Source organism: Faecalibacterium sp. AF28-13AC (genome assembly GCF_003478405.1).
Lineage (GTDB): Bacteria > Bacillota > Clostridia > Oscillospirales > Ruminococcaceae > Faecalibacterium > Faecalibacterium prausnitzii_E.
On sequence record NZ_QUFG01000006.1, the window covers coordinates 175789 to 199900 of the forward strand.

General features: G+C 62.1%; 16 protein-coding genes. 6 read left to right on the forward strand and 10 right to left on the reverse strand.

Going from position 1 to position 24112, the window contains the following annotated elements; genetic code table 11:
- Positions 1 to 6: 6 nt before the first annotated feature.
- Entirely contained in the window at positions 7 to 891 is an 885-nt protein-coding gene (locus tag DWY95_RS10400) for a LysR family transcriptional regulator (RefSeq protein ID WP_118553463.1), read from the forward strand.
- 57 nt (positions 892 to 948) lie between these two features.
- Here DWY95_RS10400 and DWY95_RS10405 read toward each other — a convergent pair whose 3' ends face one another.
- The 3 genes from DWY95_RS10405 to DWY95_RS10415 all read right to left on the reverse strand — a co-directional run bounded on the left by DWY95_RS10405 (position 949) and on the right by DWY95_RS10415 (position 6186).
- Positions 949 to 2265, reverse strand: coding sequence for a hemolysin family protein (locus DWY95_RS10405; protein ID WP_118553464.1), 1317 nt, complete (start codon positions 2263 to 2265; stop codon positions 949 to 951).
- 210 nt (positions 2266 to 2475) lie between these two features.
- On the reverse strand, positions 2476 to 5088 hold the full coding sequence (gene clpB / locus DWY95_RS10410; RefSeq protein WP_118553465.1) for an ATP-dependent chaperone ClpB: 2613 nt from the start codon (positions 5086 to 5088) through the stop codon (positions 2476 to 2478).
- Between the two features lie 228 nt (positions 5089 to 5316).
- On the reverse strand, positions 5317 to 6186 hold the full coding sequence (locus tag DWY95_RS10415) for a phosphoribosylaminoimidazolesuccinocarboxamide synthase (RefSeq protein WP_097793079.1): 870 nt from the start codon (positions 6184 to 6186) through the stop codon (positions 5317 to 5319).
- Between the two features lie 339 nt (positions 6187 to 6525).
- Between DWY95_RS10415 and DWY95_RS10425 the strand changes: the two genes are divergently transcribed.
- The 5 genes from DWY95_RS10425 to DWY95_RS10445 all read left to right on the forward strand — a co-directional run bounded on the left by DWY95_RS10425 (position 6526) and on the right by DWY95_RS10445 (position 13392).
- The gene (locus tag DWY95_RS10425; protein ID WP_118553467.1) at positions 6526 to 7959 is read left to right on the forward strand and encodes a 6-phospho-beta-glucosidase; all 1434 of its coding nucleotides are present in this window, start codon (positions 6526 to 6528) and stop codon (positions 7957 to 7959) included.
- Positions 7940 to 8911 (forward strand): glycerophosphodiester phosphodiesterase, encoded by a 972-nt coding sequence (locus DWY95_RS10430; RefSeq protein WP_118553468.1) that lies wholly within the window; start codon positions 7940 to 7942, stop codon positions 8909 to 8911. The genes DWY95_RS10425 and DWY95_RS10430 overlap by 20 nt, the downstream gene beginning before the upstream one ends.
- A gap of 192 nt (positions 8912 to 9103) precedes the next feature.
- Complete coding sequence (locus DWY95_RS10435; protein ID WP_118553469.1) at positions 9104 to 9583, forward strand: MarR family winged helix-turn-helix transcriptional regulator; 480 nt, start codon at positions 9104 to 9106, stop codon at positions 9581 to 9583.
- A gap of 135 nt (positions 9584 to 9718) precedes the next feature.
- Complete coding sequence (locus DWY95_RS10440) at positions 9719 to 11470, forward strand: ABC transporter ATP-binding protein (RefSeq protein ID WP_118553470.1); 1752 nt, start codon at positions 9719 to 9721, stop codon at positions 11468 to 11470.
- Positions 11470 to 13392 (forward strand): ABC transporter ATP-binding protein, encoded by a 1923-nt coding sequence (locus DWY95_RS10445; RefSeq protein ID WP_118553471.1) that lies wholly within the window; start codon positions 11470 to 11472, stop codon positions 13390 to 13392. Before DWY95_RS10440 ends, DWY95_RS10445 begins: the two co-directional genes overlap by 1 nt.
- Before the next feature lie 54 nt (positions 13393 to 13446).
- Here DWY95_RS10445 and DWY95_RS10450 read toward each other — a convergent pair whose 3' ends face one another.
- From DWY95_RS10450 to DWY95_RS10480, 7 genes are all read right to left on the reverse strand, one after another.
- Positions 13447 to 14925: a UDP-N-acetylmuramoyl-L-alanyl-D-glutamate--2,6-diaminopimelate ligase gene (locus DWY95_RS10450; protein ID WP_118553472.1), complete on the reverse strand. Its 1479-nt coding sequence runs from the start codon at positions 14923 to 14925 to the stop codon at positions 13447 to 13449.
- A gap of 17 nt (positions 14926 to 14942) precedes the next feature.
- Entirely contained in the window at positions 14943 to 16508 is a 1566-nt protein-coding gene (locus DWY95_RS10455) for an FtsQ-type POTRA domain-containing protein (RefSeq protein WP_118553473.1), read from the reverse strand.
- Positions 16509 to 16545: 37 nt separating this feature from the next.
- A complete protein-coding gene (gene murG / locus DWY95_RS10460; RefSeq protein WP_118553474.1) occupies positions 16546 to 17673 on the reverse strand; it encodes an undecaprenyldiphospho-muramoylpentapeptide beta-N-acetylglucosaminyltransferase in 1128 nt (375 codons plus the stop codon).
- A gap of 12 nt (positions 17674 to 17685) precedes the next feature.
- Positions 17686 to 18978 carry an FtsW/RodA/SpoVE family cell cycle protein gene (locus DWY95_RS10465; RefSeq protein ID WP_118553475.1) on the reverse strand — a complete coding sequence of 431 codons (1293 nt, stop codon included), beginning with the start codon at positions 18976 to 18978 and terminating at the stop codon, positions 17686 to 17688.
- A 12-nt stretch (positions 18979 to 18990) separates the two neighbouring features.
- Positions 18991 to 20043, reverse strand: coding sequence for a glycosyl transferase family 4 (locus DWY95_RS10470; protein ID WP_118553476.1), 1053 nt, complete (start codon positions 20041 to 20043; stop codon positions 18991 to 18993).
- A 1-nt stretch (position 20044) separates the two neighbouring features.
- Positions 20045 to 21415 (reverse strand): UDP-N-acetylmuramoyl-tripeptide--D-alanyl-D-alanine ligase, encoded by a 1371-nt coding sequence (murF, locus tag DWY95_RS10475; RefSeq protein ID WP_118553477.1) that lies wholly within the window; start codon positions 21413 to 21415, stop codon positions 20045 to 20047.
- Between the two features lie 152 nt (positions 21416 to 21567).
- Positions 21568 to 24063, reverse strand: coding sequence for a penicillin-binding protein 2 (locus tag DWY95_RS10480; RefSeq protein WP_118553478.1), 2496 nt, complete (start codon positions 24061 to 24063; stop codon positions 21568 to 21570).
- Positions 24064 to 24112 lie beyond the last annotated feature (49 nt).

Here is a 24112-nt window from a genome sequence, read left to right on the forward strand (position 1 = left end):
GACGCCATGGAACTGCGAACCATCAACACCTTCCTGCACATTGCCGAGCTGCACAGCTTTTCCCGCGCGGCGCGGGAGCTGGGCTATTCGCAGTCGGCGGTATCGTCGCAGATCGCGCAGCTGGAAGCAGAGTTGGAGACCCCGCTGTTCGACCGGGTGGGCAAGACCGTCCGGCTGACCGATGCGGGCCAGACCTTTCTGTCCTACGCCCGCACCCTGCTGACCACCGCGCAGCAGGCCAGAGCCGCGCTCCAGCCCGCGCAGCAGGTCCGCGGCACCCTGCGGGTCGCACTGGCAGACTCGCTGTGCAGCGCATTCCTGCCCGGCCTGCTGCAGCGCTATCACGCGCTCTGCCCGCAGGTGGAGCTTGTGCTCTGCACGGCCACTTCGGACGAGATGCTGCAATGGCTGGGCACGAATCAGGTCGATCTGGCCTATACGCTGGATGAGCCGCTGGTCCAGCCCAACCTTGTGCTGGCGCTGGATGTGCCGGAAGCAATCTGCTTCGTGGCCCCCGCCGGGCACCCGCTGGCCGCGCAGAAGCGCGTGTCTCTGGAAGAGCTGGCCCACCAGGAATTTTTGCTGACCGAGCGGGGCATGAGCTACCGCGACGCGCTGGACCAGACCTTTGCCGCCCACCAGCTGGCCGTCAACCCCTACCTCGAACTGGGCAGCGCCGCCCTGCTCTGCCAGATGGTCGAGCGCGGCATGGGGCTTTCGTTTCTGCCGGAGTACATCGTCCGGGACGCCCTCGCCGCCGGGACGCTGGCCCGCCTGCTCGTGCCGGACTGCACCGTGACCATGCGGCGGCAGCTCTTCTACCACCGCGACAAATGGCTGACCCCGCAGATGAAAGCCTTCATTGAGCTGGCACAGGAAAAGAACCGATAACAAAGACCCCCGGCCCTGCAATTTCATGCAAGGCCGGGGGTCTTTTCTGCGGATGCGTCAGCGGTTCTCCCGCGCGGAAAGCCGGGGAAATCGTTTTTCCTTTTCGTCGTCCTTTTCCTCGGCGTCCACAGGTTCTGCGGGCGTGAGGCGGACCTCGGTAACGCGGCGGCGGGCCGTGCGGGTCACGACGCCGTCATACTCGCCGAGGGTGAAGTGGTCGCCCACCTTGGGCAGATGGCAGGTCTTCTCCTGCACAAGGCCGTTCACGGTGTTGGAGTCGATGTCCTCATCTTCGGGCAGCTCCAGCGTCTCGAACAGGTCATCCACGCTGGCGGAACCGGCCACCAGCCAGCTGCCGTCCGACTGCTTGCGGAAGTCCTCCGTCTCCTCGTCGTGCTCATCCCAGATCTCACCCACCAGCTCTTCGAGGATATCTTCCAGCGTGATGATGCCCTCGGTGCCGCCGTATTCATCCACGACGACCGCCATGTGGTGGTGCTGCTCCCGCAGGATGCGCAGCAGCTGCGAGATCTGCGTAGAACCGGTGGTATACAGAGTGGGGGCCACCAGATCGTCGATCTTCGTCTCCTTTTTCAGGCGGGCAATGTAGAAGTCCTTTTCATGGACGACACCGATGATGTTGTCGATGGTGCCATGATAGACCGGCAGGCGGGAGTAACCGGACTCCGCAAAGGTCTGCGCCAGTTCTTCCAGCGGGATATCATCCGCCACCGCCACCACATCCACACGGGGGGTCAGGATCTCTTCCACCTCCACGTCATCGAACTCGATGGCGCTGCGGATCAGCTCACTCTCGCGGTCGGTCAGCTCACCGTCGTTCTCAGCCTCGCTGACCATGGTCATCAGCTCACCCTCGGTGATGGTGTCGCTCTCGCTGCTGTGAACAAAACGGTTCAGCAGCCGTTTCCACTGGCTGAACAGCCATGTCAGCGGGGTAAACACCACCATCAGCAGGCTGAGCACCGGCGCAACTGCGGTGGCTACCGTTTCCGGCATCTCCTTGGCCAGGCTCTTGGGGCTCACCTCACCGAAGATCAGCACCACGATGGTCAACACGATGGTGGAGACCGTAGCACCCCGCTCTGCACCCAGCATCTGGGTGAAAATAATGGTGCCGATCGAGGCTGCGGCAATGTTCACGATGTTGTTGCCCACCAGAATGGTGGACAGGAGCTTATCGTATTTTTCTGCCATTGCCAGCACACGGGCGGCCGTGCGGTCGCCATCGTCGGCCCGGCTTTTCAGGCGGATCTGATTCAGAGAGGAAAATGCGGTCTCGGATGCGGAGAAAAAGGCGGAAAATGCCACCAATACTACCAGCGCTACCCAAAGCGTCATACTGCCATCGTCCATAATAAAGGAAAATCACACTCCTATGTTGTCGTGAATCTCTCAGGCATTGTTTCGCAATGCCTGAGAGATTCTGAATATTAAAAAATGCTTTTCACCGTTGCTCTCGACGATGAAAAGCACTTTGTTCAACGCTTATCATATCATATTCTGCACCCCCGCGCAAGTGTTACTGCTCACACGAAGGTACAGAACTGGTAAAATCAACGTGATTTATCGCAGGATCAGGGCGCTGCCGTCGTAATCCACCGTCAAAGTGGCACCCTCGGCGTAGTCGCCCCGGATGATGGCCTTGGCGATGAGAGTCTCGACCCGGCTCTGGATGAACCGCTTGATGGGCCGTGCACCATAGACGCTGTCGTAGGCAGAGTCGATGATGAAGTCCTTGGCGGCGGTGGTCACATCCAGTTTCAGATGCTTACCCTCGTCCATGCGGCGGCGCAGGTCGTCGAGCTGCAGGTCCACGATGCTGCGCATCTCATCCTTGGTCAGGCTCTTGTAGTAGACGATCTCGTCCAGACGGTTCAGGAACTCCGGACGGAACTTCGACTTGAGCAGCGCGTCGATCTGCTGGCGGGCCTCCGGGCTCAGCTCGTTGGAACCGCCGGCGCGGGCACGCTCCAGATCGTTCAGGATGATATCGCTGCCCAGGTTGGACGTCAGGATGATGACGGTGTTCTTGAAGTCCACGGTGCGGCCCTGGCTGTCGGTGATGCGGCCATCATCCAGCACCTGAAGCAGGATGTTGAAGACGTCCGGATGGGCCTTTTCCACCTCATCGAACAGCACAACGCTGTAGGGCTTGCGGCGGACGGCCTCGGTCAGCTGGCCGCCCTCTTCATAGCCGACGTATCCCGGAGGCGCGCCGATCAGGCGGCTGACGCTGAATTTCTCCATATACTCCGTCATGTCGATACGGACCATGTTCCGCTCATCGTCGAACAATGCCTGTGCCAGTGCCTTGGCCAGCTCGGTCTTGCCGACGCCGGTGGGGCCGAGGAAGAGGAAGCTGCCGATGGGGCGGTTCGGGTTGGCGATGCCGGCGCGGCTGCGCAGGATGGCTTCGCTGACCTTGGTGACGGCCTCATCCTGGCCGATGACCCGCTTATGGAGCACATCGTCCAGATGCAGCAGCTTCTCGCGCTCGCCTTCCACCAGCTTCTCGACCGGGATGCCGGTCCAGCGGGCCACGATGCGGGCGATCTCCTCGTCGGTCACGCGGTCGCGCAGGAGGCTGTCCTCCTTCTTCTCGTTGGCCAGCTTCTCTTCGGCTTCCAGCTGTTTCTGCAATTCGGGCAGTCTGCCATACTTCAGCTCCGCAGCCTTGTTCAGGTCATACTCGCGCTGCGCCTTCTCAATGGCGGCATTGGTCTGCTCGATCTGCTCACGCAGGGTCTGCACCTTGCCGATGGCGTTCTTCTCGTTCTCCCACTTTGCCTTCATGCTGCGGAATTTATCCTGCAATTCGGCCAGTTCTTTTTCCAGGTCGCGCAGACGGCTCTGGCTGAGCGCATCGGTCTCCTTTTTCAGGCTGACCTGCTCGATCTGCAGCTGGGTGATGCGGTGGGCCAGATCATCCATCTCGCTGGGCATACTGTCCATCTCGGTCTTGATCATGGCGCAGGCTTCATCCACCAGGTCGATGGCCTTATCCGGCAGGAACCGATCGGTGATATAGCGGTCGGACAGGGTGGCGGCGGCGATCAGGGCATTGTCGCTGATCTTGACGCCGTGGAAGACTTCGTACCGCTCCTTCAGGCCGCGCAGGATGGAGATGGTGTCCTCAACGGTCGGTTCGTCCACCTGCACCGGCTGGAACCGGCGTTCCAGCGCGGGGTCCTTCTCGATATACTGGCGGTACTCGTCCAGCGTCGTCGCACCGATGCAGTGCAGCTCGCCGCGGGCCAGCATGGGTTTGAGCAGGTTGCCCGCATCCATGGCACCGTCGGTCTTGCCTGCACCGACGATGGTGTGCAGCTCATCAATGAAGAGGATGATCTTGCCCTCGCTCTTCTTCACCTCGTTCAGAACGCTCTTCAGGCGCTCCTCGAACTCGCCGCGGTACTTTGCACCGGCCACCAGAGCGCCCATGTCCAGGCTGAACACGGTGCGGTCTTTCAGGTTTTCGGGCACATCGCCGCGCACGATTCGTTCGGCCAGACCCTCGGCGATGGCCGTCTTGCCGACGCCCGGCTCACCGATCAGGCAGGGGTTGTTCTTCGTCTTACGGGACAGGATGCGGATGACGTTGCGGATCTCCTGATCCCGCCCGATGACGGGGTCCAGCTTCTGCTTGCGGGCCAGGTCTACCAGATCCTGACCGTATTTTTGCAGGGCATTGTAGGTGTCCTCCGGGTTGTCATTGGTCACGCGCTGGTTGCCGCGCACGGCCGTCAGCTGCTGTAAGAAAGCATCCTTCCGGATGTTGAACGCGCGGAACAGGTCTGCGGTGTTCTGGGTCTGCTCGTCCAGCAGGCCAAGGAACACATGCTCGACACTGACGTATTCGTCCTTCATCGCCTTGGCCTCGCGGGCAGCGGCGTTCAGAACCTTATCGGTGGCCTGCGAGATATAGACCTTGTCAGGGTCACGGCCGGAGCCGGACACACGGGGCAGCGCCGAGAGCTTTTCGGCCACTGCGGCGGCAAAGCTGCCGGGGTCTACGTTCAGCTTCTGGAGCAGCTGCGGGATGAGCCCCTGCTCCTGCGATGCCAGTGCGTGCAGCAGGTGTTCCGGCTCCAGTGCATTGTGCTGGTACTCCACGGCCAGCTGCTGAGCAGCCTGCAGCGCTTCCAGCGTCTTCTGGGTATATTGATTGGTATTCATAGAATCGACCTCCATTCGTACCGGATGTTGATTTAGCAGTCGTTCATTGGATATGCTATTTCGTTTTTAGCACTCTATCTGTTTGACTGCTAAAATTATATTCCAAACCCCCTGTGATGTCAAGAGCGCAGTCCCCTGATCCACGGAAATTCACAAAAAGTTTGCAAATAGAAAGTGCCCTGCCGAAAAAGCAGGGCACCGTTTCCATATTCGATCGAATGTCAGCGATCAGAGCTTTTTGCCCGTCAGCATCTCATAGGCTTCGAGGTATTTCTCGATGGTCTTGTCGATGACGTCCTGGGGCAGGTCGTAGTTGCTGTCCGGGTTGGCCTTGAGCCAGTTGCGGACGAACTGCTTGTCAAAAGAGGGCTGGCCGTGGCCTGCCTCATAGCCTTCCAGCGGCCAGAAGCGAGAGGAATCGGGGGTCAGCATCTCGTCGCCCAGAACGACATTGCCGTTCTCGTCCAGACCGAACTCAAACTTGGTGTCGGCGATGATGATGCCGCGGCTCAGGGCGTATTCTGCGCACTTCTTGTACAGCGCGATGGTATAGTCCCGCAGCTTGGTGGCGTACTCTTCACCGTGGCCGGGGAACTGCTTTTCCAGCACGGTGATGCTCTGCTCGTAGGAGATGTTCTCGTCGTGGTCGCCGATCTCCGCCTTGGTGGAGGGGGTGTAGATGGGCTCCGGCAGCTTCTCAGACTCCTGCAGGCCCTCCGGCAGCTGGATGCCGCAGACCTTGCCGGTCTTCTGGTAGCTGGCCCAGCCGCTGCCGGTGATGTAGCCGCGCACGATGCACTCGATGGGCAGCATGGTCAGCTTGCGGCACTTCATGCACTTGCCCTCGAACTGGGGCTGCTGGAAGAACTCCGGCATATCCTTCGTGTCCACGCTCAGCATGTGGTTGGGCAGCACATCGCGGGTGTAGTCGAACCAGAACTTGCTCATCTGGGTCAGCACCTTGCCCTTGTTGGTCACTTTATTTTTCAGGATCACGTCGAATGCGGAAATGCGATCCGTTGCGACCATGATCAGGCTGTCGCCGTTGTCATAGATCTCGCGGACCTTTCCTTCTTTGATAGGCTGGAACTCCTTCATCGCAAAACACTCCATTTTCCTTATTTCGATGTTCTACTGTTTCCTTTGTGCGGCCGCTCCGGCCATGCGGCAGAGCGCGCACAAAGGAGCCATTCCCCTGTGCGGACAGGCCGAACGACTTTTTCTTACATATCCAGTCTATCATATTTTCTGTCCGTTGGGAAGAAACAGAATGGAAGGAAAATCTCCCGGTTTTTCAGATTTTCTCGTGAAAACTGCAAAAAATCACGCTCGATTTTCGTCAAAATGACGGAAATAGTCATACTTTCGTCCTTGAATGCCCTCACGGAACATGATAAAATGAAGGCAGCAGAATTTTTGTTCAGGAGGTATTTTTTCATGGGCAGATTTCCGAAAGACTTTTTATGGGGCGGTGCCACCGCCGCCAACCAGTGCGAGGGTGCCTACAACGAAGGCGGGCGCGGGCTGGCCAATGTGGATGTCGTTCCCTTTGGCGAGGACCGCTTCCCGGTGATGTTCGGCAAGCTGAAGATGCTGGAATGCGATGACCAGCACTACTACCCCTCGCACGAAGCCATCGACATGTACCACCACTTCAAGGAGGACATCGCCCTCTTCGCCGAGATGGGCTTCCGGTGCTACCGCCTGTCCATCGCGTGGACCCGCATCCTGCCCCACGGCGACGATGCCGAGCCCAACGAAGAGGGGCTGGCCTTCTACGATGCGCTGTTCGATGAGTGCCGCAAGTACGGCATCGAACCGCTGGTCACCATCTGCCACTTCGATGCGCCCATCGCGCTCATTCAGAAGTATGGCGGCTGGAAAGACCGCCGGATGGTAGATGCCTACGTCCACTACTGCGACATCATCTTCCGCCGCTATAAAGATAAGGTAAAATACTGGCTGACCTTCAACGAGATCAACATGCTGCTGCACATGCCCTTCATGGGGGCAGGCCTGCTGTTTGAGCCCGGCGAGAACGTCGAACAGGCCAAGTATCAGGCCGCTCATCACGAGCTGGTGGCCAGCGCCAAGGCCGTCCAGCTGGCGCACGAGATCATGCCCGGCTGCATGGTGGGCTGTATGCTGGCCGCAGGCGAGTTCTACCCCCGCACCTGCGCCCCGGCGGATGTGCAGGCCGCTGCCGAAGCCGACCGCAACAATTACTTCTTCATCGACGTCCAGTCCCGCGGTGCCTACCCGGTCTGGGCCAAAAAGCGGATGGAGCGGGCTGGCATCCAGCTGCGCACCGAGCCGGACGATGACCAGACCCTGCGCGAGGGCACCGTGGACTTCATCTCCTTCAGCTACTATTCCAGCCGCTGCATCACGGTGGACCCGGAGCTGTTGGAGCAGGCTGACGGCAACGCCCTCGGCGCGGCGACCAGAAACCCCTACCTCAAGGCCAGTGCGTGGGGCTGGGCCATCGACCCGGTGGGCCTGCGCATCACCATGAACACCCTCTACGACCGCTATCAGAAGCCGCTGTTCGTCGTGGAGAACGGTCTGGGCGCGGTGGACACGGTGGAACCGGACGGTTCCATCCACGACAGCTACCGCATCGACTATCTGCGCGCCCACATCGAGCAGATGGAAAAGGCCATCAACGAGGACGGCCTGCCCCTGCTGGGCTACACCACCTGGGGCCCCATCGACCTTGTCTCCGCCTCCACCGGTGAGATGAAGAAGCGCTACGGCTTCATTTATGTAGACAAGGACAACGCTGGAAACGGCACCCTGACCCGCAGCCGGAAGGACAGCTTCTACTGGTATAAAAAGGTCATTGCGACCGATGGTGAAGACCTTGCCTGAGATCATTGCACACCGCGGGGCGACCTATCTTGCCCCCGAAAACACCCTGTCCGCCTTTCGCAACGCCATCGACCTCGGTGCCGACGGCGTTGAGATGGACGTCCAGCAGACCCGCGACCATGGTCTTATCATCCACCACGACTACCTCATCGACATCGGCACCGAGCTCTCCGCCAAGATCTACGACCTGACCGTCGGTGAGCTGCGCTCCATCGACCTGACCAAATGGAACGGCGTCAGCCTCACCACCGAGAGACTGGCTACTCTGGACGAAGCGCTGGCCTGCTGCAAAGAAATGGAGGGCTGCACCGTCCAGCTGGAACTGAAGGCCCCCATCCTCCCCGACCCGGACTTCGTGCCCCATGTCGTGGACTGCATCCGCGCTTCCGGCATCGCAGACCGGCTGCTCCTCGTCTCGTTCCGTCACGACCTGCTTCAGCAGGCCAAGGCGCTGATGCCGGAACTGCGCATCGGCGTCCTGACCCTGGGCGACCTGCTCAGCATGATGCTCCCGCCGCCGGTGATCTGGCAGGACCTGGGCCTTGTCAACAGCATGGACGAGCCGCTGGACGAGGAGAACTGCCCCGCCCTGAAAAAACAGGTGGGCATGGTCTCCAGTGTTATTTCGGACAAGCTGACCCTCATCGCGGCTCTTTACCCGCAGATGTCGGTCCGGCAGATCCTCGCCACCCTGTCCGCGCAGGCAGACCCCGCTGCCTATGTCCGGACGCTGGGTTTCCCGGTGGAGCTGGTCAGTTGCGAGTACCACACCGCCTTCGCCAACCCGGAGGTGGTCAACCAGCTCCACGACGCCGGCTGCAAGGCCGCGTTCTGGACCGTCAACACCGAGGATGTCGTCCGCTCTCTGGTGCCTCTCGGCCCGGACTGCTTTGTCACCGACCGCCCCGACGTCATCCGCGAATGGATCGAAAAAGCACAGGCTGAAACGTAACGGAACCCCTCTCCGCTCTCGCCTTGCCATGCAGCTCCCCCTTTGGAAGCGCTGGCGCACGGCGAGACGGAGAGGGGTTTATTTTTTTATAAACGCTCTTGACATTCCGGGATGCGAGGGTTAAAATTGTATCGCATCAAACAGTTTTATTCAAAACAATCATTAACCCAACAATTCAAAGGATGGACCATCATGTGTGACGAAATCAACTCCAGCTGCCCGCCGGTGACGCCCCCCTGGGAGCCGCCGCAGGTCATCCCGGCGCAGATGCGCCGGGTCAACAACCTGATCTTCCGCAAGATCAACCAGTTCCACCGCGAAAATGAGGTCGAGGACGTGACCCCGATGCACGAGTGGATCCTGAGCTATCTGTTCTGGCACAGGGACGAACCCATCTACCAGCGGGACATCGAGCGGGAGTTCTCCATCACCCGCTCCACTGTGACCAACATTTTGCAGCTCATGGAGCGCAAAGGCTACATCGAGCGCCAGAGCGTACCGCAGGACGCCCGGCTCAAGCGCCTGGTGCTGACCGAAAAGGGAGCCTGCATCCGTGAAAAGACCATGCAGGCCCTGCACCAGACCGACGAATTTGTGGAGAGCCTGCTCACCCCGGAGGAGAACGCCGAGCTGCTCCGCCTGCTGAACAAGCTGCGCAAGGGCCTGCAGTGACCCCGCGAATCGTACGATTTTTGAGAGTTTCATGACTTTTTTCGGAACTTTGCAAAAACGCATTGACAATTAAATTGTTTTGTATAGAATTGTTCTTTGTCAAACAAAAAAAGCAAAAAACAGGAGGATTACCAGATGATCAAAAAATTAGTGTCACATCTGGGCGCGTACAAACGCGCCGCGATCCTGACACCGATCATTTCCGCATTGGAAGCGGTCATGGACGTTCTGCTGCCCACCATCATGGCCTTTATCATCGACCAGGGCATTGAAAAGGGCGACATGAACGCCGTCATCAAATACGGTCTGCTCACCTTCCTGGTGGCCGCCATTGCGCTGCTGCTGGGTGTGCTGGCCGGCAAATTTGCCGCCGAGGCTTCCACCGGCCTTGCCGGCAACCTGCGCGACGCGATGTATGAGAACATCCAGCATTTTTCCTTCTCCAACATCGACAAATACTCCACGGCCGGTCTGGTCACCCGCATGACCACCGACGTGACCAACGTGCAGAACGCCTTCCAGATGATCGAGCGCATGTGCGTGCGCGCCCCGGTGCATCTGGTCTTCGCGCTTCTCATGGCTTCCGCCATCAGCGGCACGTTGTCGCTGGTGTTCGTGGTGGCCATCGTCTTCCTGGTGGCGGTGCTGGCCTCCATCATGATCCCCACCTTCAAGATCTTTGACCGCGTGTTCAAGAACTACGACAACCTGAACGCCTCGGTGCAGGAGAACATCTCCGCCATCCGCGTGGTCAAGAGCTTCGTCCGCGAGCACTTCGAGAATGAGAAATACACCACCGCCTGCGAGAGCCTGTACAAGCAGTTCGTCAGCGCCGAGAGCCGCCTGAGCTTCAACAACCCCGCCATGCTGATCTCCGTCTACGGCTGCAACATCGCCCTGAGCTGGTTTGGTGCCCACTACGTGCTGAACGGTTCCATCACCACCGGCCAGCTGAACGCCCTGTTCGGCTACATCATGAACATCCTGATGGCCCTGATGATGCTGAGCATGGCCTTCGTCATGATCTCCATGTCCGCTTCCTCTGCCCGCCGCATCGTGGAAGTGCTGGACGAGACCACCGACCTGCCCGCCCCCAAGGCTCCGGTGGACACCGTGGCCGACGGCAGCATCTCCTTCGACCACGTCACCTTCAAGTACAAGCATGGTTCCGGCCAGCCTGTCCTGAACGACATCACCTTCACCATCCGGCCCGGCGAGACGCTGGGCATCATCGGCGGCACCGGCAGCGCAAAATCCAGCCTGGTGCAGCTCATCCCCCGCCTGTACGACCCGGAGACCGGCTCGGTCAAGGTCGGCGGCGTGGATGTCCGCGATTACAACCTCAACGTGCTCCGCCGCGAGGTCTCGATGGTGCTGCAAAAGAACGTCCTGTTCTCCGGCACCATCCTCGACAACCTGCGCTGGGGCGATGAGAACGCCAGCGAGGAAGAGTGCATCCGGGTGGCCAAGCTGGCCTGCGCCGATGAATTCATCGAGCGCTTCCCCGACAAGTACAATACCTGGATCGAGCAGGGCGGCTCGAACGTTTCCGGCGGCCAGAAGCAGCGCCTGACCATCGCCCGCGCCCTGCTGCGCAAGCCCAAGGTGCTGATCCTGGACGACTCCACCAGCGCCGTGGATACCGCCACCGACGCCAAGATCCGCAAGGCGTTCCGGGAAGAGATCCCCGGCACCACCAAGATCATCATCGCACAGCGCATCTCCTCCGTGCAGGATGCCGACCGCATCCTGGTGCTGGACAACGGCCAGATCAACGGCCTGGGCACCCACGAGGAGCTGCTAAAGACCAATACCATCTATCAGGAAGTCTACAACAGCCAGACCCAGAGCAGCGGCGACTTCGACAAACAGGGAGGTGAGCAGTAATGGCACAGGTGAAAGAAGTTCGCGGCCCCGGCCCGCGCGGCGCAGGCCAGCCCCGGCCCAAGGTCGAAAATCCGGGTCTGCTGCTCAAGCGGATCATGGACGAAGTATTCCAGCATTATCTGCTCCACTGCATCTTCGTTCTGGTGTGCATCGTGGTCAGCGCGCTGGCCAATGTGCAGGCCAGCCTCTTCCTCAAGACCCTCATTGATGATTACATCGTGCCCATGACCCAGCAGGCCACCCCCGATTTCGGCCCGCTGGCCGCAGCACTGGGCCGCATCGGCTGCGTTTACGCCGTCGGCGTTCTGGCTGCGTGGCTCAATTCCCGCATCATGGTCAACGTGACCCAGGGCACCCTGCGCAACCTGCGCACCAAGCTCTTCACCCACATGGAGAGCCTGCCCATCCGGTATTTTGACCAGCACCCCCACGGCGACATCATGTCCGTGTACACCAACGACGTCGATACCCTGCGCCAGATGCTCAGCCAGAGCATCCCGCAGCTGACGTCCAGCGCCATCACCATCGTTTCCGTCCTCACCAGCATGGTGCTGATGAGCTGGCAGCTCACGATCGTGACCCTGTGCATGGTGGCTCTGATGCTCTTCTGCACCAAGAAGATCACCTCCATGAGCGGCAAGTACTTCATCGCCCAGCAGAAAGACCTGGGCAAGGTGAACGGCTACATTGAAGAGATGATGGAGGGCCAGAAGGTCGTCAAGGTCTTCACCCACGAGCAGAAGACGCTGGACGGCTTCCGTGCGCTGAACGACAAGCTGAAGGACAGTGCCAAGCAGGCCAACGGCTACGCCAACATCATCATGCCCGTCACGGCGCAGCTGGGCAACATCAGCTACGCGGTCTGCGCTCTGGTGGGCGCTGCCATGGCCGTCGGCAATGTCGGCGGCATGACGCTGGGCACCGTCATGGCCTTCCTCTCCCTGAACAAGAGCTTCAACATGCCCATCAGCCAGGTGTCCATGCAGGCCAACAGCATCATCATGGCTCTGGCCGGTGCCGAGCGCATCTTCAAGATGATGGACGAGACCAGCGAGACCGATGAGGGCTATGTCACCCTCGTCAACGCCAAATACGATGCGAACGACCAGCTGGTCGAGACCACCGACCGCACCGGCCTCTGGGCCTGGAAGCACCCCCACCACGATGGCACCACCACCTACCACAAGCTGGCAGGCGACATCACCTTCACCGATGTCGATTTCGGCTATGTGCCGGAGAAGACCGTCCTCCACGACATCAACCTCTATGGCCGCCCCGGCCAGAAGATCGCTTTCGTCGGCTCCACCGGTGCCGGCAAGACGACCATCACCAACCTCATCAACCGCTTCTACGACATCTCGGATGGTAAGATCCGCTACGACGGCATCAACATCTCCAAGATCAAAAAAGACGACCTCCGCCGCTCTCTCGGCATCGTGCTGCAGGACACCCACCTGTTCACCGGCACGGTCATGGAGAACATCCGCTACGGCCGTCTGGAAGCCAGCGATGAAGAGTGCATCGCCGCTGCCCGTCTGGCCAACGCCGACAGCTTCATCAAGCGCCTGCCCGATGGCTACAACACCATGCTGACCAACGACGGCTCCAACCTCTCGCAGGGCCAGCGCCAGCTGCTGGCCATCGCCCGCGCGGCGGTCGCAGACCCGCCGGTGCTGATCCTGGATGAGGCCACCTCCTCCATCGACACCCGCACCGAGGCACTGGTCCAGCGCGGCATGGACGGCCTGATGTATGGCCGCACTTCCTTCGTCATCGCTCACCGCCTGTCCACCGTCCGCAATGCAGACTGCATCGTGGTTCTGGAGCAGGGCCGCATCATCGAGCGCGGCAGCCATGACGAGCTGATCGCCAAAAAGGGCAAGTATTACCAGCTCTACACCGGCAACCTGGCCGAGAACTGAGCATAAAAAATACGGAGCATCGCTGCGGCGATGCTCCGTATTTTTTATGTCTGTTTATTTCAGCCCGATCTGCTGGGCGTATTCTTCCAGCAGTTCCCGCTCCAGGAATGGGGTCTTGACGCCCATCCGGTCGCGGTAGGTCTCGTGGCCCTTGCCGATGACGGCGATCAGGTCGCCCTCCTGGGCGTGGTCCACGGCGTAATGCAGTGCATCCAGCCGGTCGGGGATCTCCACGAATTTGGCGTCCGGGTTGCCCTTGTTCATGCCCACCCGGATATCGGCGAGGATGTCCTCGACCTTCTCAAAACGATTGTTGTCCTCGGTGAGGATGGAGAAATCGGCCATTTTGGCGCAGGTCTCGCCCATGCCGTAGCGGCGCAGCTTGGAGCGGTTGCCGCCGCAGCCGAACACCACCACCAGCCGATGCGGCTTGTAGGCCCGCAGGGTGGTGAGCAGGCTCTCGGTGGAGACCTCATTGTGGGCGTAGTCCAGCAGGATGGTAAACTTTTTGCTGATGGGCACCAGCTCCACGCGGCCCTTGACGACGCACTTGCCCAGACCCTCGTGGATGGCGGCATCGGGCAGGCCCAGCACCTTGCCCACGGCCAGCGCGGCCAGCGCGTTGTATACGCTGAACTCACCGGGCATATTCACCCGGACGTCCATGTCGTCCTTGCCGGAGACGTGGAAGGCCACCCCCAGAAAATCGTGGGTGCGCAGCAGCTCGCAGCCCTCGGCGCGGTAGTCGGCCTTCTCGCTGCGGCCATAGGTCACCAGCTTACAGGTGTGGCCTTCCAGCAAAGCCTCGGTGTTCTCGTCGTCGATGTTCACGACGCCGACGTCGCACCGCTTGAACAGCTGGCCCTTCCAGCTGCGGTACTCCTCAAAGGTCTTGTGCTCGCCGGGGCCGATGTGGTCCGGCGAAAGGTTGGTGAAGACGCCGACGTTGTAGTGGATGCCCGCCACACGGTCCATCATCAGGCCCTGGCTGGACACTTCCATCAGCGCCACATCACAGCCTGCATCCACGAACTGGCGGAAGGTCTTTTGCAGCTCGTAGCTTTCGGGGGTGGTGTTTGCGGTCTCCTGATGGCGGCCCATGAAATAGATGCCGTTGGTGCCGATCATGCCCACCTTTTTGCCGGCGGCTTCCAGCACGCTCTTGATCATGTGGGTGGTGGTGGTCTTGCCCTTGGTGCCGGTGACGCCGATCACGGTCATCTGCCGGGCCGGGTTGCCGAAAAGGTTGCAGCTCATCAGCGCCATGGCATAGCGGCTGTTCTCCACCTTCACAACGGTCACGTCCGGCATGGCAGACAGGTCGATGTCATGCTGGATGACCAGTACGCTCACGCCTTTGGCGGCGCAGTCGGCCGCGAAGTCGTGGCTGTCGCGCTGGGTGCCCACGATGCAGACGAAGGCCATGCCCTCGGCTGCCTTGCGGCTGTCGTAGATGATATCGGTCACTTCGGTCTCCAGACTGCCCTGCACAAGGTCAAAGGGGACGCCTTCCATCAATTGTTCCAGTTTCATACATGAACCTCACTTTTTCAGTTTGCAGCCCCGGTGCCTGCCGTATCCTGCGCGGCGGGAGCCGGGTCTGTCTCTGTGGTCGGAGCCTGGGCATCGTCCGCAGGCTGTGCAGCGGCGTCCGCCGGGGACGCTGCCGCATCGGCGGCACCCTCTGCGGTGCTGTCCGCCGTTTCCTCTGCCGGGGCTTCCTCCGGTGTCGTCGGCTCCGGCACGACATAGCCGGACGGCAGCTCCGGCTCGCCCTGCGCAAAGGTGAATTTGCGGGTGCTGGACATGCTGATGTGGGTGAAGTCCAGCGTACCGGTGTCGGTGGCTGCGCAGCCCTTGCCGTCCTCATTGAGCAGCACATGCCGGGCCAGCTTGAGCTTGTAGTCCAGTTCGTTCAGGGTGCCCAGCCGGACGCTGATGCGGTCCTGATACAGGAACGCCATCTCCTCCGGGTCAGCGAACTCGATGCGGGTGACATCCCCGCGCATCCCGGCGGTATCCAGCGCCGTCAGCAGGGTGCTGAGAGCCTCCAGGCGCTTGTCGCCCGCCTCCTCTTCCACGGCAGCGGAGGCGCTGGCCGGGTCGGAGGCACTCTCCGAAGCGGTGCTGCTGTCTGCCGGTGTCTCCTCCTCGAAGCACAGCTGCTCGCCGGGGTCCGAGAAGACCGGCTCGCCGCCGTACAGCGTAGGCAGGCCGGTGGGCTGGGCGGAGTCCGCCGCCAGGATCTTCAGCCCGGCCGAGAGGGTCAGCCAGCCTTTTGCCGTCTGCATGGCGTAGGCGGGCTGGGCTTCCGCCACCCGCACGACCACGGTGCTGGGGTAGTCCCGCTCCACCCGGATGTCCTCCAGCATGGGGAAGACCTTTTCCAGCGCGGCGGCTTTGGCAGCGGGGTCAAAGCTGAAGATGTTCTCTTCTTTCTGGACGCCCAGCGCCTGCAGGATCTGCTCGCTGGAGTAGCCGCCCGCTTCGCTCACCACGCCGTCCGCCGTCCGCACCTCAATGGTGTTGATCTTGAACAGCATGGTGACCGTCAAATAGATGCCTGCCGCGATGACGCAGAGCAGCATGGCCAGCGCGGTCAGGCGCTGGATGGCTCTGCGGCGTCGGAGGGCCTTGCGGGTCATCTTCCGTTTCTTTTTTCCTTCCCGGCGGGCGGGGTCCCGCAGGTTCGCCTGCGTAGGGCGGAGCCGCTGGCCGCTGGCCGGGCGCCGGGCGTTCGGGTTCTGCGGCCGGGCCTTCCCATTGCGGGGCCGCTGGCTCTGCGGCGCGCTCGTTCTCCGCTGGTTCTGGCGCGGCGCATTGGGTGCCCGGTTCCGGGAGGGATTCTGCTTCTGGACGGGGCGGCCTCCGGTGGGAAACTGGATGCTGTTGTCCGGGTAGCTGCCGGAGCCGGTATCCCGCGCCGCATAGCGGCTGGGCCGGGGCGCATCGGGGTCATAGTTCGGGTTGGTTACCGGGTGTCTGCCGGGCGTCGTGGAGCTGGGGTATCCCACATTGCTCCGGTCCGCCGGGCGGCTGGGCCGGGCGTCCCGCGCCTGATCGTAGACCGGACGGCGCTTCCCATTTTTCTTCCGGTTCTGGGGTCGGTCTGCCATTGGGCCGCACCTCCTTTCCTTTGGATTTCACGTTCTGTTACGGGGTCTTGACCAGCTGGAGCAGGGCATTGGCGATGCGGTCCAGACTGTCGTCCACCGAGAGCTTCCGGGCGTTCTGGCCCATCTGCGCCAGCTTTCCCGGCTCGGCCAGCAGGTCGGCCACGGTGGCCACGAGTGCTTCGCCGGTCAGGTCTTTTTCCTCAATGACCACCGCAGCCCCGGCTTTTTGCAGCTCCATGGCGTTGTAATACTGGTGGTTCTCGGCCACATTGGGGCTGGGGATGAGGATTGCAGCGCGGCCCACAGCCTCCAGCTCGGCCAGCGTCAGGGCACCGGCGCGGCTGATGACGAGGTCTGCCGCGGCCAGCAGCTCCGGCATGTTGTTGATATATTCCTTCACGACAAGGCTGTCGCCGGGGGCAAAGCCCTTCTCTTTTTCGAGGTTCTGGAACAGCTCCACGCCGTACTGGCCGGTGGCATGCAGGTGCAGCACCGGCTTCTGATTTTTCTGCTCCCAGGCGCAGAGGTCGGCCACGACCTCATTGACCCGCCGTGCTCCCAGACTGCCGCCGAACGACAGGATGACCGTGCGGTCCCCTGCCCCCAGTTCGGCGCGGATGGCGTCGCGGTTTCTGGCCTGGGCGAACACCTCCGGCCGCACGGGGTTGCCCACCACGCGGGTCTTTTCGGGGGCACCCAGCTTTTCCACGGCAGCGGGCACAGCGGCGAACACGATGTCCACATCCGGGGCCAGCAGCTTGTTGGTCACGCCGGGGAAGGCGTTCTGCTCATGCAGGGCGGTCTTGATGCCCATTTTGGCGGCGCAGCGCACCACCGGGCCGGACACATAGCCGCCGCAGCCGATGACCAGATCGGGCTGTACCTCCCGCATCATCTTCCGGGCCGTGGGGCCGGAGAGGGCCAAGTTCCACAGCGTGATGAGGTTCCGCTTGATGTTGTGCAGCGAGAGCTTCCGCTGGAAGCCTGTGATCTCGATGTGGTGGAAGGGATAGCCCGCCTGGGTCACCAGACGGTACTCCATCCCCTCTTTGCGGCCGGCAAAATGGATCTCGGCCGTCGGGTCTGCTTTTTTCAGTGCACCGGCAATGGCCAGTGCGGGGTTGATATGGCCGGCCGTGCCGCCGGCAGCGATCAGAACACGCATCTTGGTTCCTCCTTATGATTCGGTCCGCGCTCTGCGCGCGGTATCCAGCACGATGGTCTTTTCCCTGCGGCGGGCCTCCCGCTCCTCGTGGGCGCGGCGGCGCTCCTGACGGATGCGCTCACCGTTGCGGCCAATGTTGACCATGACCCCCATCTCCGCCAGCAGCAAGATCAGGCTCGTGCCGCCGGAGGAGAAGAAAGGCAGCGAAATGCCGGTGTTGGGCAGCGTGTTGGTGACGACCGCGATGTTGCAGAACACCTGCCACGCGATCTGCGCCATGATGCCGATGCCCACCAGCGTGCAGAAGCGGTTCTCGGCGTGGAAGGCCAGCCAGAACCCCTGTACGAGGAAGACCACGAACAGCACGATGACCAGCACGGCCCCCATAAAGCCCAGCTCCTCACAGACGACGCTGAAGATGAAGTCGTTGGTGCTTTCGGGCAGCCAGAGCTGCTTTTCGATGCTGTTGCCCAGCCCCAGGCCCGTCACACCGCCGGAGCCGATGGCGTACAGACTTTGCAGGGTCTGGTCTGTCATCTTGGTCAGGTCCTGCGTCCAGCCGTCCAGACGGCTCTGTAAGTAGGGGATGGAGTCGATGTGCTGCAGGATCGTTTCCAGCAGAAAAATGCCGGTTGCACCCCCCACCCAGGTGATGACGCCGCCGTTGCCGCCCAGCAGCAGGATGGTGCCCACCATGGCGGTGGTCAGCACGATGCCGGACATGTGCGGCTCCATCACGAGCAGCAGGATGACCGGCAGCAGCGGGAGCAGCGGCAGGAGCAGCTCCCGCACCAGCCGCTGCTGCAGCCACGGCCCCACCGGCACCTGGCCGCTGCGGCTGGGGTCCAGTTTTTCCAGCCGGGGGGCCTTGGCCGCGATGTGGGCCGTGAGCAGGATCATCTCAAACTTTGCGATCTCCGAAACCTGCACCGTCATACCGGCCACGCGCAGCCAGCGCTTGCAGCCGTTCAGCGGGGTGCTGAACAGCACCAGCACCAGCAGCGCCAGCACAAGGAAATACCCCGGCCAGACCAGCCTGCGGAGCAGACGGTGGTCTACATAGGAGAACAAAAACATGGCCACAAGGCCCAGCCCCAGGCAGAGCACCTGGGATTTGATGTAGTGCAGGCTGTCGCCAAAGCGGAGATAGCCTGTGGTATAGCTGGCGCTGAACAGCATCACCAGCCCGAATACGATGATGATGCCCAGCGTTGCCAGCCAGTAGAGCAGAATGGGAGACCAGGGGCCGGGGTCCCGCTGCAGCAGCGCGAACGGCTCCGGCTTTTTTCGGCGGATGGTTGCCATCTGCACACCTCCTCAACTGATTTTTGCCCATTGCAGGGCCAGCGCCGCGCCCAGCAGGGCGAGCACGCAGAATGTATAAAAGATCTGCACCGCACTGCTGCCGCGCAGCTCCATCCAGCGGTGGAGCGGGGCCGTGCGGAAGAGCTGCTTTTTCCCATGCGTGGTTTGATAGACCACGATCTGCACCGCCACCATGCCGCCCTCCAGCCAGTAGGGCAGCCCCAGCGGGAGCGCAAGGTCCGGCCAGCCGATGCACAGCGGCGCACAGCCCAGTGCCCCGGCCAGAAACAGGCTGCCCACGCTGCCCAGCCGCAGCCGGGCGGGTGGGAAGTTCCAGAGCAGGAACGCCATCAGTGCCCCGGCCAGCGCCGCCGGGAAGACGGCCAGCGGGAACCAGCCGAGGATGGTCATGCAGAGCATCAGGCCCAGCTGGGCCGCAAATGCGGTGCCGCAGCACAGGCCGTCGATGCCGTCCGCGATGCGGACACTCTCGGCCAGCGCCACAAGGCCCGCTTCCCAGACCAGCGGAGCCAGAACGCCCAGCTCCACATAGCCCAGGCCCGGCAGGGCCAGCCCGGTGGCAAGGCAGCGGCTGGCCCCCAGCAGCAGGAGCACCACGGCACCGGCCCCCGCTTCCAGCAGCAGGCGGGTGCCCCGGCGCAGGCCCAGCGGGGCACGGCGGCGGATGCGGGCCAGGTCATCGGCCAGGCCGACGCCGCCGAACAGCAGCGCCCCGAACAGGGCGATGAGCAGCCGGGTGGAGAGCAGGCCCTCCGTGCCCAGCAGCTGCGGTTCGGCCACGCAGGCGGCGGTCCAGCCCACACCCACGGCGGCCAGCACCCCCACCATCAGGCAGAGCCCGCCCATCGTGGGCGGCTGGGCTGGGCGCTCCGGCGCTTCGTCCGAGTCCTGGCTTGGCGCAGCGTCCGGCCGTTCCGGCTCCGGCGGGCGGGTGGGCTGCTGGCGGCTCTGGAAGGCCCGCAGCAGCGGCACCATCAGATTCCCCATCGCCGCCGTGAGGACGAACCCCAGTGTCGATGCGACGATCAAGGCAAAACGGATCATATCACTGCTGCTCCTTGTAGAAGAGTTCCAGCACCTTTTCCAGCGCCATGCCGCGGCTGGCCTTGACCAGCAGCGCATCGCCCGGCTGCATCAGCCGGAGCAGGGCGTCGGCGGCTTCGCGGTAGGTGTTGGCGTGCAGGGTGGTCAGGCCCTTGGCCGCAGCCACCACGGCCGTGCGTCGGGCCTGCTCGCCGTAGGTGATGAGGGTGTCGATGCCGCTTTCCGCCGCCTGACGGCCCACTTCCTCGTGGGCCTCACGGCTCAGGTCTCCCAGCTCCAGCATATCGCCCAGCAGGGCAAAGCGGCGCTTGCAGGGGTACTCCCGGAACATGGCCAGCGCGGCCTTCATGCTGTCGGGGTTGGCGTTGTAGCAGTCCTCGATGACATCCACGCCGTTGCTGTGCACGATCTTCTGGCGCATCCCGGTCTGCTCAAAATTGCTGATGCCCCGCAGCACCTTCCGGGCATTGAGGCCCAGCCGGGTGGCGGCGCAATAGGCGGCCAGCGCATTGGCCACATTGTGGCGGCCCATCGCAGGGATGTGCACCATAAAGGTGCCCTCCTCGTGGTCTTCGAGCACAAAGCTCATGCCGTCGGCCTCCTGCTGGATGGACAGGGCGCAGACATCCGCCCCCTCGTCGCCCAGGCTGAACCAGACGGGCCGGACATGCTCCGGCAGCTCTGCCTTCCGCAGGAAGGGGTCGTCGCCGTTCAGCACCAGCGGAGCGCCCTCCGGCAGACCGGCGCAGATCTCCAACTTGGCCTTGCAGATGTTCTCCTGACTGCCCAGGTTGCCGATGTGGGACACGCCGATGCAGGTGATGATGCCCACATCCGGGCGGGCGCAGCGGCTCAGCCGCTCGATCTCGCCCAGGTGGCTCATGCCCATCTCGACGACGGCATATTCGGTCTCGTTCCCGATGCGGAACATCGTGCGGGGCAGGCCCAGCTCATTGTTCTGGTTGCCCTCGGTCTTGATGGTATTGCCGAAGCCCTCGATGGCAGCATAGCACATCTGCTTGGTGGTGGTCTTGCCCACGCTGCCCGTCACGCCCACGACTTTGGGGTGGAACTGGCTGCGGTAGTTGGCCCCCATCACCATCATGGCATGGTAGCTGTCCGCGCAGAGCACGGCCTTTTCCGCCGGGACGCCCTCGACCGGGTGGTTCAGCACCACACAGAAGGCCCCGGCTTCCAGTGCCTTGGCTGCAAAGTCGTGGCCGTCGAATCGTTCCCCCGGAAAGGCCACAAAGATGCAGCCGGGGCAGACCTCGCGGCTGTCGGTGGTCACAAGGGACACTTCGGCGTCCCCGGTGTCAAAGCCTTCCGGCGCAAGGCCGTTCAGCAGAATGCTTGCTCTGATCTTTTCCATACGATACTCTCCCTTTTCCTGATATCACTCGATCGTCTTCCATACGAGATGCCGTTCCTCTTACCAACAGCCCCCAGCAGATCGGAACCTCACGACCCGGCTGCCAATGGCTCTCCCTTGGGGGAGAGCTGGCGCGAAGCGCCTGAGAGGGTTTACCCGCAGGTGATGGTCACGAGGGTGCCGCGCTGGACGCTGGCCCCCGCCGCCTCGCTCTGCTCCTGGACCAGGCCGTTCGCATCGCCGGCCACAATGCAGTTGAGCCCGGCTGCTGCCAGCATCTGGCGGGCAAAATCCGCGCTCTTGCCCGTCACATCCGGCACCTCCGTGTGCCTGCCTTCGTATGTATCGGTATACAGATACACCGTGGTGCCGTAGGGCACCTCCGCGCCTGCGCGCGGGTACTGGTAGGTGACCACCGCGCCCGCCTGGCTGGCGTCGCTCTCGGCCAGCTGGTGCTTGAGGCCCTTGATGTTCAGCGAGACCTGCGCATTGCTCCACTCGTTGCCGATGAGGTTGGGCACTTTGACGATGGTGCCGCTGCGGTCAGTGCCGTCGGTGGCGATGCCAAGGTAGGGCGCGATCTCACTGATGATGTTGCCGACGACGGGCGCAGCCAGAATGGACGAGTAGTCCGTTTTGGCGTTGTTGGGGTCGTCGAGCATGACGTAGACGAGGATCTCCGGGTCGTCGGCGGGCAGGACCGCCACAAAGGAAGCGACCTTCTTGTAGTCGCCGTCGCTGCGGCGGTCCATGTTCAGCTGCTCGGACGTGCCGGACTTGCCGCCGATGCGGTAGCCTGCCACGTAGGCGCGGCCGCCGCCGCCCTGAGTGCCGTCCGCCACTTCATATTCCATGATCTGGCGGATGGCCTTGCTGGCACTCTCGCTGATGACCTGGCGGCGGACGTTTGCCCCCACCTCTTCGATGACGTTGCCGTTCTGGTCGGTGATCTTATCCACCACATGAGGGGTGACGAGATAGCCGCCGTTGACAGCAGCGGAGATGGCCGTGCAAACCTGCAGCGGCGTGACCGCCATGGCCTGACCGAAGGCCGACGAGGCCAGCTCGACTTCGCCCAGGCGGCTCTTGCTGTAATACTGCATGAAGTTCGTCTCGCTGGGCAGGTCCACGCCGGTGCGCTCGGTGAAGCCGAAGGCGTCAAAGTAATCATAGAACAGGCTGGAACCGATGCGCTGGCCCAGCTGGATGAGGTAGATGTTGCAGCTGTTCCGCAGCGCTTCGGCCAGATTCTGGACGCCGTGGGCCTTTTTGCCGGCGCAGTGATAGGTCTCCTTGGCGACGCCGTAGGCACCGGAACAGTTCAGCGTGGTGTTGATGGTCGCCTTGCCGGAGTCCACCCCCATGGCCGCCGTGATGACCTTGAAGACGCTTCCGGGGTAGTACAGCTCGGTGATGGTCTTGTTCTTCCACTGGATGTCGCGGTAATAGCCGGAATAATCGCCCTCCGGGTCCAGCACCTTGTTGCCGTTCGCATCCGTGACATAGCTGCCGTCCTCATTCTTGAGGTAGATGCCGTAAAGCTCCGGTTCGGCGTGGACCAGCTCGTTGAGATAGGCCTCGTTGGCGGTGTAATCCAGCGCGTTATTGGGGTCGAAGTCCGGCTTGGAGGCCATGGCCAGGATGGCACCTGTCTTGACGTTCATCACGATGGCCGCGCCGCGGTTCTCGACGTTGTTGGCCGAGATGGCTTCGTTCAGGTAGCGCTCCGCCACCTCCTGGATGTTCACATCCAGCGACAGCACCAGATTGGAGCCGTCCTTGGCGGCATAGGTGGTGGCGTTTTCGTCCGCGATGGCATTGCCGTAAGCGTTGCGCAGGGTGATGGTGCGGCCATTGACGCCCGCCAGCGTGGATTCGTAGGATTTTTCCAGGCCGTAGGTGCCGTAGCCGTCGGCATCGCAGAAGCCCAGCACCGCCGCCGCAAAGGCTCCATAGGGATAATCCCGCTGGAAGCTCTTGGTGGACGAGACAGAGATGCGGCCCTTGCGGATGCCCTTGTCGGCATCGGCCTTTTTGTGAGCCTTGTTATACGCGGTGACGTATTGTTCAATGGACAGCTTGATGGCGTTGTTCACCTTGGTGGCCAGCGTCTGGTAGGCCGAGTCGCTCTTGAACAGAGCATCGTACACCGCCTGATACTGGGTCTGGTAGGCCGCCGAGGAGGTGTCCACGCTGTCCAGGCTCTCACCATCGCCAGAGAGCAGCCGCAGGGTGATCTGGGTGCTGACCTCCTGCAATGCGGCAGGGTCAGCCGTCCTGGTCACCTCGCCGGTGTCGTCGTTCTTGCTGCTGGTGAACAGGGCCGTGCTGTAGCTGGGGTCGGCCCAGATGGTCCAGACCACGCTGGTGGAGGCCAGCGTGATGCCGGACGTGTCGTAGATCTCGCCGCGGGTCGCCTGGATGGTGCTGTCCAGCAGCTGCTGCTGGGCCGCATACTGGCGGAAGGTCGCGCCGTTCTTGATCTGGATATTGTACAGGCTGTGGATGACGATGCCTGCCGCCGCCACGACGAACACCACCGCCGCGCCAAAGCTGAAATGCCGCAGCCGTGCGCTCAGCCGCTCGTGCGGGTCAGCGCGGCGCAGCCGGTAAAGCCCTTTTTTGTTCTTGGAGGATGGTTCCTGCATGTTGGTTTGACTCCTGAGAAACCGAAAAAGCGTGCGCTGCCGCACGCTT